The 14,784-nt window shown below is 52.0% G+C and carries 13 protein-coding genes, 1 tRNA gene and 1 pseudogene; 10 read left to right on the forward strand and 5 right to left on the reverse strand.

Annotated features, from left to right (window positions below; genetic code table 11):
• The first annotated feature begins 132 nt into the window (after positions 1 to 132).
• Positions 133 to 897: an inositol monophosphatase family protein gene (locus CC94_RS0107960; RefSeq protein ID WP_005368720.1), complete on the forward strand. Its 765-nt coding sequence runs from the start codon at positions 133 to 135 to the stop codon at positions 895 to 897.
• A 118-nt stretch (positions 898 to 1,015) separates the two neighbouring features.
• Here CC94_RS0107960 and CC94_RS21340 read toward each other — a convergent pair whose 3' ends face one another.
• Positions 1,016 to 1,393, reverse strand: coding sequence for a hypothetical protein (locus CC94_RS21340; protein WP_005368722.1), 378 nt, complete (start codon positions 1,391 to 1,393; stop codon positions 1,016 to 1,018).
• Between the two features lie 898 nt (positions 1,394 to 2,291).
• Between CC94_RS21340 and CC94_RS0107970 the strand changes: the two genes are divergently transcribed.
• The 7 genes from CC94_RS0107970 (at position 2,292) to CC94_RS0108000 (ending at position 8,627) form a co-directional block, all read left to right on the forward strand.
• Positions 2,292 to 2,645: an FUN14 domain-containing protein gene (locus CC94_RS0107970; RefSeq protein WP_031430426.1), complete on the forward strand. Its 354-nt coding sequence runs from the start codon at positions 2,292 to 2,294 to the stop codon at positions 2,643 to 2,645.
• A gap of 191 nt (positions 2,646 to 2,836) precedes the next feature.
• Positions 2,837 to 3,037, forward strand: coding sequence for a cold-shock protein (locus CC94_RS0107975; protein WP_005368725.1), 201 nt, complete (start codon positions 2,837 to 2,839; stop codon positions 3,035 to 3,037).
• A 169-nt stretch (positions 3,038 to 3,206) separates the two neighbouring features.
• Entirely contained in the window at positions 3,207 to 4,133 is a 927-nt protein-coding gene (locus CC94_RS0107980) for an AEC family transporter (RefSeq protein ID WP_005368726.1), read from the forward strand.
• Between the two features lie 19 nt (positions 4,134 to 4,152).
• Complete coding sequence (locus CC94_RS0107985) at positions 4,153 to 5,376, forward strand: competence/damage-inducible protein A (protein WP_005368727.1); 1,224 nt, start codon at positions 4,153 to 4,155, stop codon at positions 5,374 to 5,376.
• Positions 5,377 to 5,378: 2 nt separating this feature from the next.
• The gene (locus CC94_RS0107990; protein ID WP_005368728.1) at positions 5,379 to 7,274 is read left to right on the forward strand and encodes an ATP-binding cassette domain-containing protein; all 1,896 of its coding nucleotides are present in this window, start codon (positions 5,379 to 5,381) and stop codon (positions 7,272 to 7,274) included.
• A 69-nt stretch (positions 7,275 to 7,343) separates the two neighbouring features.
• A tRNA-Ser gene (locus CC94_RS0107995) sits at positions 7,344 to 7,431 on the forward strand.
• Positions 7,432 to 7,865: 434 nt separating this feature from the next.
• A complete protein-coding gene (locus tag CC94_RS0108000) occupies positions 7,866 to 8,627 on the forward strand; it encodes an SIR2 family NAD-dependent protein deacylase (protein ID WP_005368729.1) in 762 nt (253 codons plus the stop codon).
• Positions 8,628 to 8,771: 144 nt separating this feature from the next.
• On the opposite strand, the gene CC94_RS0108005 is transcribed toward CC94_RS0108000, so the two are convergent.
• From CC94_RS0108005 to CC94_RS22965, 3 genes are all read right to left on the reverse strand, one after another.
• Positions 8,772 to 10,535 carry a hydrogenase maturation protein gene (locus tag CC94_RS0108005; RefSeq protein ID WP_005368730.1) on the reverse strand — a complete coding sequence of 588 codons (1,764 nt, stop codon included), beginning with the start codon at positions 10,533 to 10,535 and terminating at the stop codon, positions 8,772 to 8,774.
• Between the two features lie 190 nt (positions 10,536 to 10,725).
• Complete coding sequence (locus CC94_RS23675) at positions 10,726 to 11,523, reverse strand: putative carbohydrate binding protein (protein WP_005368732.1); 798 nt, start codon at positions 11,521 to 11,523, stop codon at positions 10,726 to 10,728.
• Positions 11,524 to 11,786: 263 nt separating this feature from the next.
• The gene (locus tag CC94_RS22965) at positions 11,787 to 12,098 is read right to left on the reverse strand and encodes a hypothetical protein (protein ID WP_005368742.1); all 312 of its coding nucleotides are present in this window, start codon (positions 12,096 to 12,098) and stop codon (positions 11,787 to 11,789) included.
• A gap of 500 nt (positions 12,099 to 12,598) precedes the next feature.
• On the opposite strand from CC94_RS22965, the gene CC94_RS0108010 reads away from it, so the two are divergent.
• On the forward strand, positions 12,599 to 13,003 hold the full coding sequence (locus CC94_RS0108010; RefSeq protein ID WP_005368744.1) for a helix-turn-helix domain-containing protein: 405 nt from the start codon (positions 12,599 to 12,601) through the stop codon (positions 13,001 to 13,003).
• Between the two features lie 523 nt (positions 13,004 to 13,526).
• Positions 13,527 to 13,751: pseudogene (gene tnpA / locus CC94_RS0108015) on the forward strand (IS200/IS605 family transposase); the annotation flags it as partial.
• A 216-nt stretch (positions 13,752 to 13,967) separates the two neighbouring features.
• Here tnpA and CC94_RS0108020 read toward each other — a convergent pair.
• Positions 13,968 to 14,726 carry a DUF2490 domain-containing protein gene (locus CC94_RS0108020; RefSeq protein WP_005368748.1) on the reverse strand — a complete coding sequence of 253 codons (759 nt, stop codon included), beginning with the start codon at positions 14,724 to 14,726 and terminating at the stop codon, positions 13,968 to 13,970.
• Positions 14,727 to 14,784: the final 58 nt, after the last annotated feature.

Below are 14,784 nucleotides of genomic sequence, written 5' to 3' on the forward strand. Positions count from 1 at the left end.
CAAAATCTCCGCCCCGCGCAAGGCAACTCGGGACTTTTTCGGCCGGCCGAAGCGGGGCGGCTGGTATAATGGCGTTTTTTCATTGATTTTTGCTGCGTTATGACAAACCCCGCCGTTATCGGAACTGTCCCTATGAGGGTCACCCCAGCCGCGCTTGAAAAAGTGATTCGCGCTGCCGGCGTGATCGGCATGAAATATTTCAACAACCGCAAGAACATCGCGATCAACAAAAAAGCTGCGCGCGATTTCGTGACCGAAGCCGATGTCGCGATCGAGGCATTCCTGAAGGAAACGCTGACCCGGGAGTATCCCGAATACGGTTTCTGGGGAGAGGAAACCGGACAGAGCGCCGACCAGAGCAGCCGCTGGATCGTCGATCCGATCGACGGCACGCATTCGTTCGCGAAAGGCCAGTACGGCTGGTCGATCAGTATTGCGCTCGAAATCGGCGGAGAGATCGTGCTCGGCGCGGTGCATGCCCCGGTATTGAACGATCTTTATCTCGCGGAAAAAGGGAAGGGAGCAGTCAAGAACGGCGAGCGGACTTATGTTTCGGACGAAGCGGTGCTCGGCGATGCGATGATTTCGACCGGTTTCGCCTGCCTGCGCAACTACCTGGCCGACAACAACCTCGAACGCTTCTGCCGGATCGCCCAGCGCACCACCGGACAGCGCCGTTTCTGCTCGGCCGCGCTCGACCTGTGCATGGTCGCGGACGGGCAGGTCGATGCATTCTGGGAACAGGAACTGAATTTGTACGACGTCGCCGCCGGTGCATTGATCGTACTGGAAGCGGGCGGCACTCTGACCGACTTCAAAGGCAACCCCGGACTGTTTCCGAAACAGATCCTGGCGACCAACGGCAAGCTTCTCGACCAAATCCTGCCGTTGATGTAGGCCCGCGGCATTCGCGCGCAAAATGGTATTTCGCAAAAAAACCCGCCAGACTTTAAAAACCCGGCGGGTCTGTCAGCGCCTTTCAGCAATTAAACCGGCTTTCGATCTTCGTGCCGCTTCAATCGAACAGAAGCGAGAACACGCTGGCTTTGTCCTGAACCCGAATTCTGTCATAGCTGTAGATCGCCGGACCGTAAGCCGGATCCACATACTCGACATTCCAGGGCACGGTTTTTTCGCGGCCCGCATGCGGATAACCGTAAATCGCCGGGCCGTAAGCCAGGCTGACGTAAACGATTTCCGGCCGCGGCGACTTTTTTTCCACCGTACTGCCGGGATAGCTGTGAATGGCCGGGCCGTAAGCTGGAGTCGTATAGAGCACGGCTCCCGTACCCAGCCCGTCATTGGCCCCGGCGTTGAGGGGGAGCAGAGTTACGGATAATATCGCCAGCGTAATGGGCGGGTTTTTTAATATTTTTTTCTTGAGCGTTGTCATGACGCTCTCCTCTGATGTAAAGGTGTTACATCAGTCGGACCGGCCGCTAAACGCTTCGTTCCCTGGTTTTATAAGTTCTCCAGCCGCTTTCTATCCGCCAAACCACCGGCGAAGGCGAACGCTTGAACCCGTCAGGCCGGTGACGAAGAAGGTTCCGGATAGCCGCGCCGCTAGAGCATTTTTGCTTGGGGTATATGGCCTTCGTAAGGAAAACACGTCATTCCGGCAGAGCCTGCCCCGGTCAGGGATTGCTGGAATCCCGAAACCCAGGAGGATTAGCCCTCATACCTCCCTATCATCTGGATCTCGGCAATCCCCTGAGCGGGATGGTTGATAACCCATAGGCGCTAACTTAAAAATTGACCCATTCCAATAAAAGTCATTAATTTTCAATGTGTTGCTGCTCTTTGAACGGCAAATCAAAGTAAAACTTTAAGGTGAAATTCCTTTTATTTTCAATATCTTATATCTTATATCTTATATCTTATATCTTATATCTTATATCTTATATCTTATATCTTATATCTTAGATTAGCGCCTATGGGTTGATAACCCCATTCCCCACGTTTGAAGACCTACCGGCAGCATAAAATCCTCGTCTGTGTTCGCGCGGTGTTAAACGTTACGGATGGGATAAATATCCCGTCCGGCATGCAGCCCCGTAAGGTACGCTATGCGTACCTTTCGACATCGAGGGTACGCACAGCGTACCCTACGGGGCTGGCTGGACTTAACGGCATGGCGCCCTTCAGCAGGTGAGGACTTCCCTACACGCGATACGAAAATGCTCTAGATGCCGGAGATCGACACGCTCAAGTGTATTTGCCGTTCTGAATTCTATATACTATCGGCGATAAATTCGGGCAGCGTAAAGCCAGCCCATCTGCTTTTTACCGGTATGACTCAAAAATCCATCGACATTCCTTCGGCCTCCGATAACGATATCTTCAGCGCGCCTTTTTTGCTGGGCAATGTCGGCGCGCCGTTCGTGATCGGCATGGCGGTCGGCTATTTCGCCAAAAAGATGCTGAAGACCGCGCTGTTCGTCGGCGGCGGGCTGATCGTGCTGATGTTCGCGGGCGAGTATTACGGCCTGGTCACGATCAACGGCGCGCAACTCGAACATGTGGCGGACGCGGCGACCCAGGCCGCCAAGAATTCGGGCAGCTTCCTGGTCGACCGCCTGTCGACGATTACGACCCGTGGCGTTAGCGCCGTGGCCGGCTTTTCGTTGGGATTCAAGCTAGGTTAAAAGCTAAGCTGTTGACAGGGAGCGTAGGTGTCCTTTAAGATGAATCGAGTCTGAGTGATTTACCGTTGCTTATCTCTACGCAGTTCCTTGTTTTTTGCTTGTCCTGTTTATCATAAGTGATTCGCGTTATTCCCCGGCTCTAACCACCCGCCTTGAAGGCTATTTTTCATTTTTTTTAAAGGACATAAACAATGGCAACTGGTACCGTAAAATGGTTTAACGCAGAAAAAGGTTTCGGCTTCATTCAACAGGAATCGGGCCCCGACGTTTTCGTACACTTCCGCAATATTGTCGGCACGGGCTATAAAACCCTGGACGAAGGCCAAAAAGTAAAATTCAACATTACCCAAGGTCAAAAAGGCCCGCAAGCCGAAGAAGTCACTCCGCTTTGATTTCTTTGTTCCGGCTGCAGGCCGATAAAAGCCTGCAGCCGGATCACCACCCGATTCTCCGCCTCGCCTCCTTCTCCCCCTCATCCCCAGCGGCTTCTTTCCGCGGCCGAAATCCTGCTTTGCGATGCCGGATGTTAGAATAGCGCATCGTTAAATCATCAGGGACTTCATGACTTCGACATTGTGGCAAATGTTCGCGTTGATTGCCTGCGGCGCGGCATGGCGTTGCGCACGCCCGGCCGGATTGTCCGCAGAACAGACACGGACCGTGCTGACCACCCTGGTCTATTACCTGCTGCTGCCGGCACTGGTACTGGAAGTGCTCTGGAAGGCCGATGTCGGACTCCACTCGCTGCAATATACCCTATTCGGCGCCGTCTGCCTGGCGTTCGGGATGCTCGGCATCTGGACGTGCGGCCGTCTGCTCCGGTTCGAGCCGCCGCAAATGGGTGCGGTTCTGTTGGCGGCGGTGTTTCCGAACGTAACCTACCTCGGCCTGCCGGTGCTCGAACAGGCCTTCGGCCATTGGGCCCGGTCGGTGGCGATCCAGATCGATCTGTTCGCGGTCGCGCCGGTCTTGTTCACGGTCGGGATTGCGGCCGCGCGCCATTTCGGCCAAAACGGCGACAGCGTTCGCCAGCCGGTCGGATCGTTTTTGACGACGCCGCCTTTTCTGGCTGCGATACTCGCGGTGATCCTGAATCTTTGCCATGTTCCGCTGCCCAATGGGGTGGCCTCGGTGCTGCAAAAACTGGGCGCAGGCGTGGTGCCGCTGATGCTGATCTCGCTGGGCCTGGCGCTGAGCTGGGGTGCCGTCACGCTGCGCAATCTGCCGCACGTAGCGCCGGTGATCCTGATCAAAATGGGATTGATGCCCTTGTTCGCGCTCTGGTTCAGCCAGTATTTGACGCTCGACCAGGCGCATAAAAACGCCCTGACGCTGGAAATGGCGATGCCGTGCATGGTGCTCGGCATCGTGTTCTGCGACCGTTACCGGCTCGACAGCGCGCTTTACGCCATGTCGGTCACGCTCAGCACCCTGCTGAGCCTTATTACCCTGCCGTTCTGGCATCGGGTCGCGGCCGGCGGATTTTGATTCATACGGACCTAAGAGCATGCCGATCCTGGAAATCTTTTCCCAAGGCGAGGAAATCGTCACCGGCCAGACCGTCGACACGAACGCCGCCTGGCTCTCCGAGCAAGCCGTGCAACTCGGTTTTACGGTCGCCCGGCATACCGCGGTCGGCGACAAACTCGGCGACCTGATCGGCTTGTTGAAGGAAATTTCCGAACGCGCCGACTGCTGCCTTTGCACCGGCGGGCTCGGGCCGACCAGCGACGACCTGACCGCCGAAGCGGTCGCCAAGGCGTTCGGGCTGCCGCTCGCATTCGACGAGATCGCCTACCGGCAGATTCAAGCCTATTTCAGCAACCGCCAGCGGCCGATGCCCGAGGTGAACCGCAAGCAGGCCCTGCTGCCGCAAGGTTCGATCCGCCTCGACAACGACTGGGGCACCGCGCCGGGCTTCGCCTTGCAGGCCGGCCGCTGCTGGTTTGCGTTCATGCCCGGCGTGCCGTCGGAAATGCGCAATATCTTTCTGGAACGCGTCAAGCCGTTGCTGCCTGATCGCTTCGTGTTAACCCCTTCCAGATTGGTCACGATCAAAACCGTGGGGATCGGCGAATCGGACATTCAACAGCGTCTCGACGGACTCCAAATACCGCCTTCGGTGCAACTCGGCTTCCGTGCCGGTATCGACGAAGTACAAACCAAACTGTTGTTTCCGGCGGATTATCCGGCTGAAGAAACAGCCGCATTGACTTATACAATCGCCGAACGCTTGAGCTCCCGCTTCGTATTCGGCATCGATGGACTCACCGAAAAAGTCGGCAGCCTCGCCGCGGTCGTCGACAAACTGATGTGCGAGACGGGAGCGGCGCTAGCCGTCGTCGAGACTGTCAACCAGGGTCTGCTCTCTGCCAAATGCATGGGATCTGCCTGGCTCAAGATCGCCGTATTTGAACGGTCGCCGAGCGCATTGTGCGAACGTTTCGGCACAGCCGTTGACGAAAATGATTTGAGCAAGACGGGAGCGCGACTTGCGAAAGCATTACAAGATCAACGGGCGGCCGATTTTGTACTGGTCCAGCTTCATGAAGGCAGCCAGTCCCAATTCCGCGACAAAGACCGGACGATCATCCTCTATAATACGTTGTTGACCGAAAATTCCTTTCAGCAAAGCCGCCATATCCTGGCCGGCCCTATAGAGCGCAAGCAAAATCAGGCCGCGCTGTTCGGGCTCGATCTGCTGCGCCGCCACTTACAAGACAATCGATAAACATGCCGTTACTACGCTTAACCAACCTTTCGATCGCCTTCGGCGTTCATGCCCTGCTAGACAACGCCAACTTCCAGCTCGACGCCGGCGAACGGGTCGGCCTTTTGGGCCGCAACGGCGAGGGCAAATCGACGCTGATGAAGATCATCGCCGGGCAGATCCAGGCCGACCACGGCGAAATCTGGCGCCAGCCCGGCCTGAGACTGGCCTGGCTCGAACAGGCCCCCGATCTGCCGGCCGATGCGACGATCTATGATGCAGTCGCCGGCGGACTCGGCGAACTCGGCGAGTGGCTGACCCGCTACCATCATCTGTCGCAGTCCGCGCACGACGAGCAGGCATTGCGCGAACTCGGCGAACTGCAGCACAAGCTCGAAGCGCATAACGGTTGGCACTTCGGCAACCGCGTCGATACCACGCTGAGCAGGCTGGCCTTGCCCGGCGACCTGAGGATCAGCGAACTGTCCGGCGGCTGGAAACGCCGCGTCGCACTGGCCCGCGCGCTGGTGATCGAGCCGGAAGTGCTGCTGCTCGACGAGCCGACCAACCACCTCGACTTCGAAAGCATCGCCTGGCTCGAAGAGCAACTGCTGATGTTCCAGGGTGCGGTCTTGTTCGTCACGCACGACCGGGCCTTCCTGCAAAAACTCGCGACCCGGATCGTCGATCTGGACCGCGGCAAACTGGTGTCCTGGCAGGGCAGTTACGACGACTACCTGCGCCGGAAAGCCGCCGCGCTCGAAGACGAGGCGAACCAGAACGCCGAATTCGACCGAAAACTGGCCGAAGAAGAAGTCTGGATACGCCAGGGCATCAAGGCCCGGCGCACCCGCAACGAAGGCCGCGTGCGCGCCCTGGAGCAACTGCGCCGCGAACGCGCTCAGCGCCGCGAGCGGCAGGGCACGACCAGCATGATCCTGGAGCGCGGCGAAGCCTCCGGCAGAAAAGTGATCGAAGTGAACGACATCCGCTTCGCCTACGGCGACCGGCCCATCGTCAGCCATTTTTCGACGCTGATCCAGCGCGGCGACAAGATCGGCCTGATCGGTGCGAACGGCGCCGGCAAATCGACGCTGCTGAAATTGCTGCTGAAACAGATCGAACCGGACAGCGGCACGGTCGAACAGGGCACCCGGCTCGAAATCGCCTATTTCGACCAGCTCCGCGACCAGCTCGATCCCGAAATGACCGTCGCGGACACGATCGCGCACGGCAACGATTTCGTCGACCTGCCCGGCGGCAAGAAGCATGTGATGTCGTATCTGGCCGACTTCCTGTTTTCGCCGGCACGGGCCCGTTCGCCGGTCAAAAGCCTGTCCGGCGGCGAAAAGAACCGCCTGCTGCTGGCCCGGCTGTTCACCAAACCGGCCAACCTCTTGGTGATGGACGAACCGACCAACGACCTCGACCTCGAAACGCTCGAATTGCTTGAAGAAAAACTGGTCAATTACGATGGCACGCTGCTGCTGGTCAGCCACGACCGCGCCTTTCTGGACAACGTGGTCACCGGCGTCTTCGTGCTGGACGGCACCGGCAACATCGAGGAATACGTCGGCGGCTACAGCGACTGGTTCCGGCAGCGCCCCGAACCCGGACAGAAAGCGCAGCCGGCCAAGAAAGCGCCGGAAAAGGAAAAAGCCGAGCAGCCGCAGCCGGCCAAAAAGAAAAAGCTCAGCTACAAGGAGCAGCAGGAACTGAACCAACTGCCCGAACAAATCGAACGGCTCGAAACGCGCCAGGCCGAACTGAACGGCCTGATCAATTCGTTCGAGTTCTATAAGAACGACCAGGCGACGATCGCGAAAACGATGGACGCACTGAACCAGACCATCGCCGCGCTGGAGCAAGCCTACCAGCGCTGGGACGAATTGGAAGCGCTGGCCGGTGAAAATGGCTGAGCAAGACATTGCCAAAAAAGCGAAAAACCGGTATCATTGGCGGTTCCCATACTGATGGGCTCAAAATTCGGAGAGATGGCCGAGCGGTCGAAGGCGCACGCCTGGAAAGTGTGTATACGGCAACGTATCGAGGGTTCGAATCCCTCTCTCTCCGCCAACTGAGCATTTAACGAGATTCAAAAAACCCGCAAGTTTACTGGCTTAGCGGGTTTTTTATTGTCCAAAAAAGACCCAACTAAGTTCATTGACATACCGTCACACTGGACGGTATAAATGGCGGTATATCGCACTTTGCCGGAGCTTGTACCGTCATGCCGCTCTCAGATACCGCCATCAGCCCTGTAGGTCGGGCACGCTTTTTGTGCCCGACATTTGCAGGGTTTCAATTGGGTAGCGGTTTCAGATATTGTTGCAATAGCAGAGCAAAATTGCCTCCTAAACGTCGGGCAACGATGAAGCTGTTACCCGACCTACCCGGCTGTGCTGATTCGGTAGGTGTGCAAGAATGACATGCTGCGCGGGCTGGATAAAATTCCGAACATCGTAGCCTGCAAGTCTTAGGTCGTCCTCATGAAAATTCGAGCGTAAGTAATGTTTTCCAATGATTTTTTAATGGGCTTGCTCAGAGCCGAACATATCGTCGTATTTACCGGCGCAGGTATCTCGGCAGAAAGCGGGATACCGACTTTTCGAGATGCACAAACCGGACTATGGGAACATTATGATCCACATGCCTTAGCCAGTCCCACGGGGTTTATAGCGGATCAAGCTTTGGTTTGGGGCTGGTATGAATGGCGGCGAATGCAAGTGTTAGAAGCTGCCCCTAATGACGCGCATTATGCGATCGCCGAGTTGGCGAGCTTTGTCGAGCGTCTGACCGTCGTTACTCAAAACGTCGATGATCTGCATGAACGCGCCGGCAGTTGCGGCGTTACACATTTGCACGGCAGCCTGCATCATCCCCGCTGCTTCGATTGTGGCTCTTCTTATGCATTTCCTTCCGGTCTTCCCGAGGAACCGGCGGGAGGGAGACGCTTAGAGCCGCCCAGATGCAGCGAATGCCAGGGCGCTATACGTCCGGGGGTGGTTTGGTTTGGCGAAACATTGCCGTCATCGGCATGGGAGATTGCCGAGCAAGCGGCGATGGCTTGCGATGTATTTTTTTCTATCGGGACTTCCGGGTTAGTGCGGCCTGCCTCTCAACTACCGGAAAGAGCGAAGCTGCATGGAGCAAAGATCATACAAATCAATGCTACGTCTACGCCGCTAGATAGTCAAGTCCATTACAACTTCCAAGGCCGTGCCGGAGAAATTTTACCGGCGCTGCTGCAATCCCTGGAGGACTTATTTTAACCCGTGTATAAAGCCCTGTAGGTCGGGCACGCTTTTTGTGCCCGACATTTGCAGGGTTTCAATTGGGTGGCGGTTTCAGATTGTTGCAATAACAGAGCAAGATTGCCTCCTAAACGTTGGGCAACGATGAAGCTGTTGCCCGATCTACCCGGCTGCCATGACCTCTTCATTTTTTCTGTGAAAAGCAATATTACTTGGCGTTTTTCCGCAAGTTACTTTAGTTACTTTAAAAACAAATCGTTCACGGGCATAATGATAACTACGATCCTTCCCATAAAAATTAATACGCATTTCCTTCAGCTCTTCCTCGAAATAACTCGATAAAGGTTTCTCGCGATCTTCCTTTTTCCTATCGAAATTCTTTTGGGAAATAAACCCAGAAAACACAACCTCATCATGCACAGTTTTGTTGATTTGGCTGCGGATTTCATTATAAAAATCACTGTGATCCATATCCAACACATAGTTTATCAAACCTAATGCATGTGCCTTTACAGGGCTAATTGGCAAACATTTGGTAACCAATTTTCGGGCTTCATCCTGATTTTTTACATACTTTTTAAGCATATATGTATGTGCTTCCGAACCATATAGGCCGCCCATATTTCTATAATGCGGATTTATCGCTATATTCTTTCTCGCATAGCAAATATCGGCAGCTCGACCAAGATAAAAGCCACCAGCACCGGCACTACCTGAAAAAACACTAAACACCATTTTGTCTGTGGTATTAACTATTTCATTTACAATCTTATTGATCGCTAGAATATTGGCCCAAGATTCATCAGCTTGCTTTTTGTGCTTTTCGTTTTCAGTTAAGCTAAAAGCGCCCGCATGTTCGATTGTATTTAGATGAATGCCATTAGAAAAACAATCTTCACCACCCATTAAAACAATTGCCTTAACATTGAGCGATTTTAAATACCGATAGACATCGAGCATCAAATTACATTGCTCTGTGCTCATTGCTCCATTATGAAATTCAAAATGCAAATAGGCGATATTGTTTTCAATAACATGCCAAACTTCTTGCACAGGCAACTGTCGCCCTTCTTTTTGGTAATCAATATCAACTTTTGGCAATTGAGCTTTTAAATGAAGCATTGCTGGAAGTTTAATGCCTGTATTATCGGCTGTTTTTGGTTTCAAGTGGCCAATCCATACCCCACCATCAACTGTCCCGATACAAACCGCCTTATTAGCTTGAGCGATCAAAACCCCTGGTTTTCCGGAGAAATCTTTAGCGACATAGGCATTAAACAGAAAATATTCTTTTCCGTTAACAATATCCAGCACGCCTGGAGTGCCATCAGCGGCACGAATTTTTCTGCAAATCAATTCAGCAGTATCCTTTTTCCAATCGATTTTTCGATCCGCTTGCTTGAGAAATGGCTGAAAAGATCCTTTTATGGAAGGATCGCTGTAATCCAAGGGTACTGGTTTGAAATGCGTTGAACTAACGCACATCAACAGTGTTTTCAAACTTTTCAGGGCAGCATCCGAAATTTCGCGATTGTAGATTGAGCTTTTTGTTGTCCAGCGGGTTTGAAAATTATGCGATGTCCAAATATCTCCCGCATCCATTTCATCGTCAGCTTGCAACAAGGTGACGCCCCATTCGGCATCGTTTCGCATGATCATGTGATCCAATGAAGAGGCCGAACGGTCACCGCGAATACCTGGATGCACGATAATGCAAAGCCTTTTATTATAAATCTCGGCTGGAATTTTTTTAGTCAAGAATGGGCACACAATGATATCTGGGTCAAATCTTTCAACACCATCGATCAGATGTTGATCGTCATCGTGATGCAATTCAACAGAAACATCATGATTATTATCTCTCAATTCATTAAAAAATTTTTGAGTTAAACCATTAAATGCTGTGGATACCAACAAAATTTTCATCAATTTGTACGCGAGAAACACCGTCCTTTAGGGGTGAGGGATAGCGCGTTGGCCTCGGCCAACCCTGACCTCGCTTTTTCCTATGTTTACGCTATCTTCGATTGTAGAAAATATCCGTAGCCCAAATGTCGGGCAACGATGAAGCTGTTGCCCGACCTACCGGGCTACCGGGCTTACTTGGCGTGTACGATCAATTAGGTGCTACGCCGGTAAAGGCAACGGAGAACGAAGCATTGGGATTCGCCTCATCAAAATAATAGAAAACGCCGCCAAAATTAACAGATGTTGGAAGCGTATCACTAGATGGCGGGTAATCAACAGTACACTTAAGAGTTAGTGATAAGCTTGATCCAGGAGCGAGTTTCGCAAAGTTTTTACTATCTAATCGCCCTGTACTATTATTACCAGGTGAAGCATCTAGTCCACTGGGACTCCTTTGTTCGCAAGCTCCACCCTGGTTGGTAGTTATATAAAAAGAACTACTTTTTGCTAATACATAAATATCTAATGATGTTTTGTTTGTAATTGTAAAGCTTGTCGTCACGTCATCAGTGTAAGTACCATTATACTTACCACGAATCAACGATACGGCAGTGACCTGAGCATTAATAAATTGGTTTTGATACGTTAACGCGATGGGTGTTGGCGCAGGATGCCCTTGTAAATAAGCTACGTCGTCACTTAGCTTATTCACTTGGCTAGATAAAGTATTCACGCTGGTATTAGCGGCATCATGGTTCGGTGCTAGGGTAAACCATTGGCTGGAGTCGGTGTCCGGCTCAATATTCAAATTTTTAACCAAAGCCAAATAGACTGCGCCGTTAAATGTCACAATATTGCCTGGCTTATATTTGGTCGTGTCATTCCAGGCTCCACGAAACTTATTGATGGTTACATCTGCGGATAGTGGCGAGATGGGAGTTGCGGCAACGCCGATACTCAGAAAAAATGATAATGCCATCTGCTGAATTTTATTCTTAAAAATCACGTTGTCTCCTACTCATTGTCGTTTATTTACAAAATTGGTATGTCCGCACTTTAATTAATCGAATACTCGATAATGTGCAGATTAACTTGAGAATATTCAGCATTGCGACAAGTAGTTTTCTGCCTGCCTTAATCATTGTTAGTTGCATACCTAACGCTTTCTAGCTCGTAGCCCGTAGCCCGTTTTCGCGATAGCAAAACACCAACAGGCTTCAAAGCCTGGTGGATTGCCTATCGGCGAATCCACCTTACCGGGTTATTCCATTAGTAATGGAATATAGATGCGTTAATCGGCTCTCCCTTTTTCGCACATCTTGGCGCATTGACTAAACCAAAGGTGACAATGTTTCCACCGTTAATGACACAACTTAATTCTCTGCTGCCATCTTTGGTCTTGGCAATGTAATAGGTATTCGTCATTTCTGTCCGTCTATTCTCGACTGTTACCTCTTGCGGAGAAACGCCGATGATTCCTGCGGTTTCAGAAGCAATACGCTCATTCGAGAGGAGTTGAGAAGTGCATCCTGTAAGCAAAACTCCTATACTCAAGTAAAGCAAATTCATCTTTTTTGACATCGTTACTCCATTGTTGCCCATTGCATAGATCTAGCGGAGTTGGGCATTCACCGTTAAATCGTTTTGTAATTCGTATGACGATCAATTCGCGCATGCCCCAGCCCTGTAGCCCGACATTTTCAGGTTTTAATTGGGTAGCCGGTTTCGGATTGTTGCAATAGCAGAGCAAGATTGCCTCCTAAACACCGGGTAACGATGAAGCTGTTACCCGACCTACCCGGTTCCGCTGGCACTAATCGGTTTAATCGATGAATTCCATGCGGGTTTTAGTTTTGACAAAAACTTGTCAGATTTTATAATTGGCCGATATTCAATTGGCTTTGCCGTACGGAAGTTGCCGTTAGCGCATATCGCTCAAACAAATCCGGCCGGTACAAGCGATTCCCAAAACACCGCTAGTAACGATCAGCATCACGCGCCAATGACTTCATTTTAATTTAAGGGCCGATGCTGATTACAGATCGAAAAAGAGTGATGACAACTCAATTTAGGGGTATTTGATGCAAATTCACGAAAAGCTGAGAGTGATGCGGCAATGGAAAGGCTGGACGCAAGAAGCGCTTGCGGAGAAGCTCGGCTGTGCAGTCAATACTTATGCAAAAATCGAGCGGGGAGAAACAGCTATCAAGTTAGATAAACTGGAAAAAATCGCTCACGCGATTGGCGTGGATACGCAAGAACTGATCGATACCAACGATAAAACGGTCTTTAATTTTGCGGAAAATTGTACGCATAGCAATTTAGCGCACACCATTCTTTTGACTGAAGCTCAATGCGTTCAGGAACTCGAAAAGGCGCATCTGATTATCGATCACCAGAGCAAAGAAATCGATTGGTTAAAAGAAGAAATCTCTCGACTGAAAGAAATCATCGATCTATTGAAACGCGCTAAAACGGCAATTTAGCACGGTAGGATGGGTAGCATGAAGTGAAACCCATTACAACCGGAGTCGCGATAATTGGGTTATGAGCTGAAAATAAATGTATGTCTCCTTTTTGGCTTGCGGCCGAGTATGGGCGTGGGGTTGATGGGTTTCGGCCACGCCTCTACCCATCCTACAGGCTGTTATCCACGTCAAGCGTAAGAGCAAAGTTGTAGGGCGTTTTCGCGATAGCAAAACGCCAACAGACTTCAAAGCAATGGCGGATTGCCTGGCGGCGAATCCCCGCCCTACAAGAGGGCCATAGGATGTGCTGAACGAAGTGAAATGCATCGTTCGTGATCGTTCACGAGAGAGGTGCCCCAAGCGGGACGGGATTGCAATCCCGTCTCTGCCGTTTTAACAATGCAACAAGCCGTGTAGGTCGGGCAACCGCTTTATCGTTGCCCGAGGATCCTGCTTCGGAATGTTGCGCGGGTCTGAAACCCTGTTACCTTTCAAAGCATGGGAAATGTCGGGCACAAAAAACGCGTGCCCGACCTACACGTCTATGGCACCGAGCGAAATAATGAGGCGAATCAAGGGTCGGACATTGAGTTATCTCTTTGAAGAGTTTCCGCATTTGAAGAAGCGTTATTGGGGGCAACACTTTTGGGCGCGAGGGTATTTCTGCGCCACAGTAGGGCAGATGAAGGAAGAGATGATCAAAGATTATTTGGAGCATCATTTTGAACCCAACCCGAACGATAATTTTAAGATGGAGCCGGATTAAGACGCGTCGTTGAGTCGACGCGTATCCGGACTTTCAGTCCGTTACTCGAACCCACCTGCTTTAGCAGGTGGTTGTTTAGTCAATCTGAAAATGCTCTAGCGCATCCAGAAGCCAAAACAATCGTGACGGTCAAAGCACAAGATAGGTCCGAAAATCGGTAGTCTTTCATGACAAGCGGGTTGCTGTGGTCATTTGATATATTTAAACCGTATGATATTAGAATCGATAACTTAGGTTGGCATTCACGTTATGCGTGAGAACTACGTCACCGCCGGTTTCCTGAATGGTTTGCCCCACATACCCCAGGTCCACGCCGAGCTGCCGGTTGAGTTGGAAACTGAATCCCACCATCGCGCGGTTTTCGCTGAAACCCGTCGCCCCGAAACTATTGGCGTTCAGATGGCAGAGCACCTCGTCGCCCAAGTACAGCGACAGTTTCGGATCGATGAATGCCAGGGGAAGCCGGAGCGTGGCCATTTGTCGCAGACGGATACCCACGTTGCCCGTAGACTGGTTGACCCGCTCTTCCAGACGGGTGCGGAGCTTGGCCTTGAAGCGCGCGACCGGAAAGTCGAACAGCAGGTCCTGGTAGGGCCGGCTTTCGTGGTAGTCGGTCTTGCCGAGAGAATGATGCCAATCATGGACATAGCCCAGCCAGACGCTGGCGTAGGAATTGACGGAAAAGCCCATCTGCGCATAGAACTGGTCTTCGTTGAGGCGCCAGGCAGAGGGACTGTCGTCCCGCAGGCGCGTCTGATCGATAAGGGTCCAGCGGAATCCCCGAAGCCCGGGAGAGAAATCGCCGAGCTTTCCGGAAAGAGTGAGCGAACTCCAACTGCCCGCCATGTTTTCCACGGAATCGGCTTGTGCCGTTGCCCCCCACAGGCTGCCCGCCAGCAGGACGAACCCAGCCGATCTGGCGGGCAATTTGTGGAAATGAAGATTGTTTAGCGCTTTGCTAACGATTCCGGACATCGTTGGCATCCGTATTGTTTTGCAAAATTCATAAAAGGGAACGGAGCGAAGCCAGCCG

It is taken from the genome of Methylomicrobium agile (genome assembly GCF_000733855.1).
GTDB lineage: Bacteria > Pseudomonadota > Gammaproteobacteria > Methylococcales > Methylomonadaceae > Methylomicrobium > Methylomicrobium agile.

Bases quoted from the DNA above. Each gene is read 5' to 3' on its own strand.
- CC94_RS22965 (WP_005368742.1), bottom strand. From the start codon at position 12,098: ATGTCAAAAAAGATGAATTTGCTTTACTTGAGTATAGGAGTTTTGCTT.
- CC94_RS0107990 (WP_005368728.1), top strand. From the start codon at position 5,379: ATGCCGTTACTACGCTTAACCAACCTTTCGATCGCCTTCGGCGTTCAT.
- CC94_RS0108005 (WP_005368730.1), bottom strand. From the start codon at position 10,535: ATGAAAATTTTGTTGGTATCCACAGCATTTAATGGTTTAACTCAAAAA.
- CC94_RS0107975 (WP_005368725.1), top strand. From the start codon at position 2,837: ATGGCAACTGGTACCGTAAAATGGTTTAACGCAGAAAAAGGTTTCGGC.
- CC94_RS0108020 (WP_005368748.1), bottom strand. From the start codon at position 14,726: ATGTCCGGAATCGTTAGCAAAGCGCTAAACAATCTTCATTTCCACAAA.
- CC94_RS0108010 (WP_005368744.1), top strand. From the start codon at position 12,599: ATGCAAATTCACGAAAAGCTGAGAGTGATGCGGCAATGGAAAGGCTGG.
- CC94_RS0108000 (WP_005368729.1), top strand. From the start codon at position 7,866: ATGTTTTCCAATGATTTTTTAATGGGCTTGCTCAGAGCCGAACATATC.
- CC94_RS21340 (WP_005368722.1), bottom strand. From the start codon at position 1,393: ATGACAACGCTCAAGAAAAAAATATTAAAAAACCCGCCCATTACGCTG.
- CC94_RS0107985 (WP_005368727.1), top strand. From the start codon at position 4,153: ATGCCGATCCTGGAAATCTTTTCCCAAGGCGAGGAAATCGTCACCGGC.
- CC94_RS0107980 (WP_005368726.1), top strand. From the start codon at position 3,207: ATGACTTCGACATTGTGGCAAATGTTCGCGTTGATTGCCTGCGGCGCG.
- CC94_RS0107970 (WP_031430426.1), top strand. From the start codon at position 2,292: ATGACTCAAAAATCCATCGACATTCCTTCGGCCTCCGATAACGATATC.
- CC94_RS0107960 (WP_005368720.1), top strand. From the start codon at position 133: ATGAGGGTCACCCCAGCCGCGCTTGAAAAAGTGATTCGCGCTGCCGGC.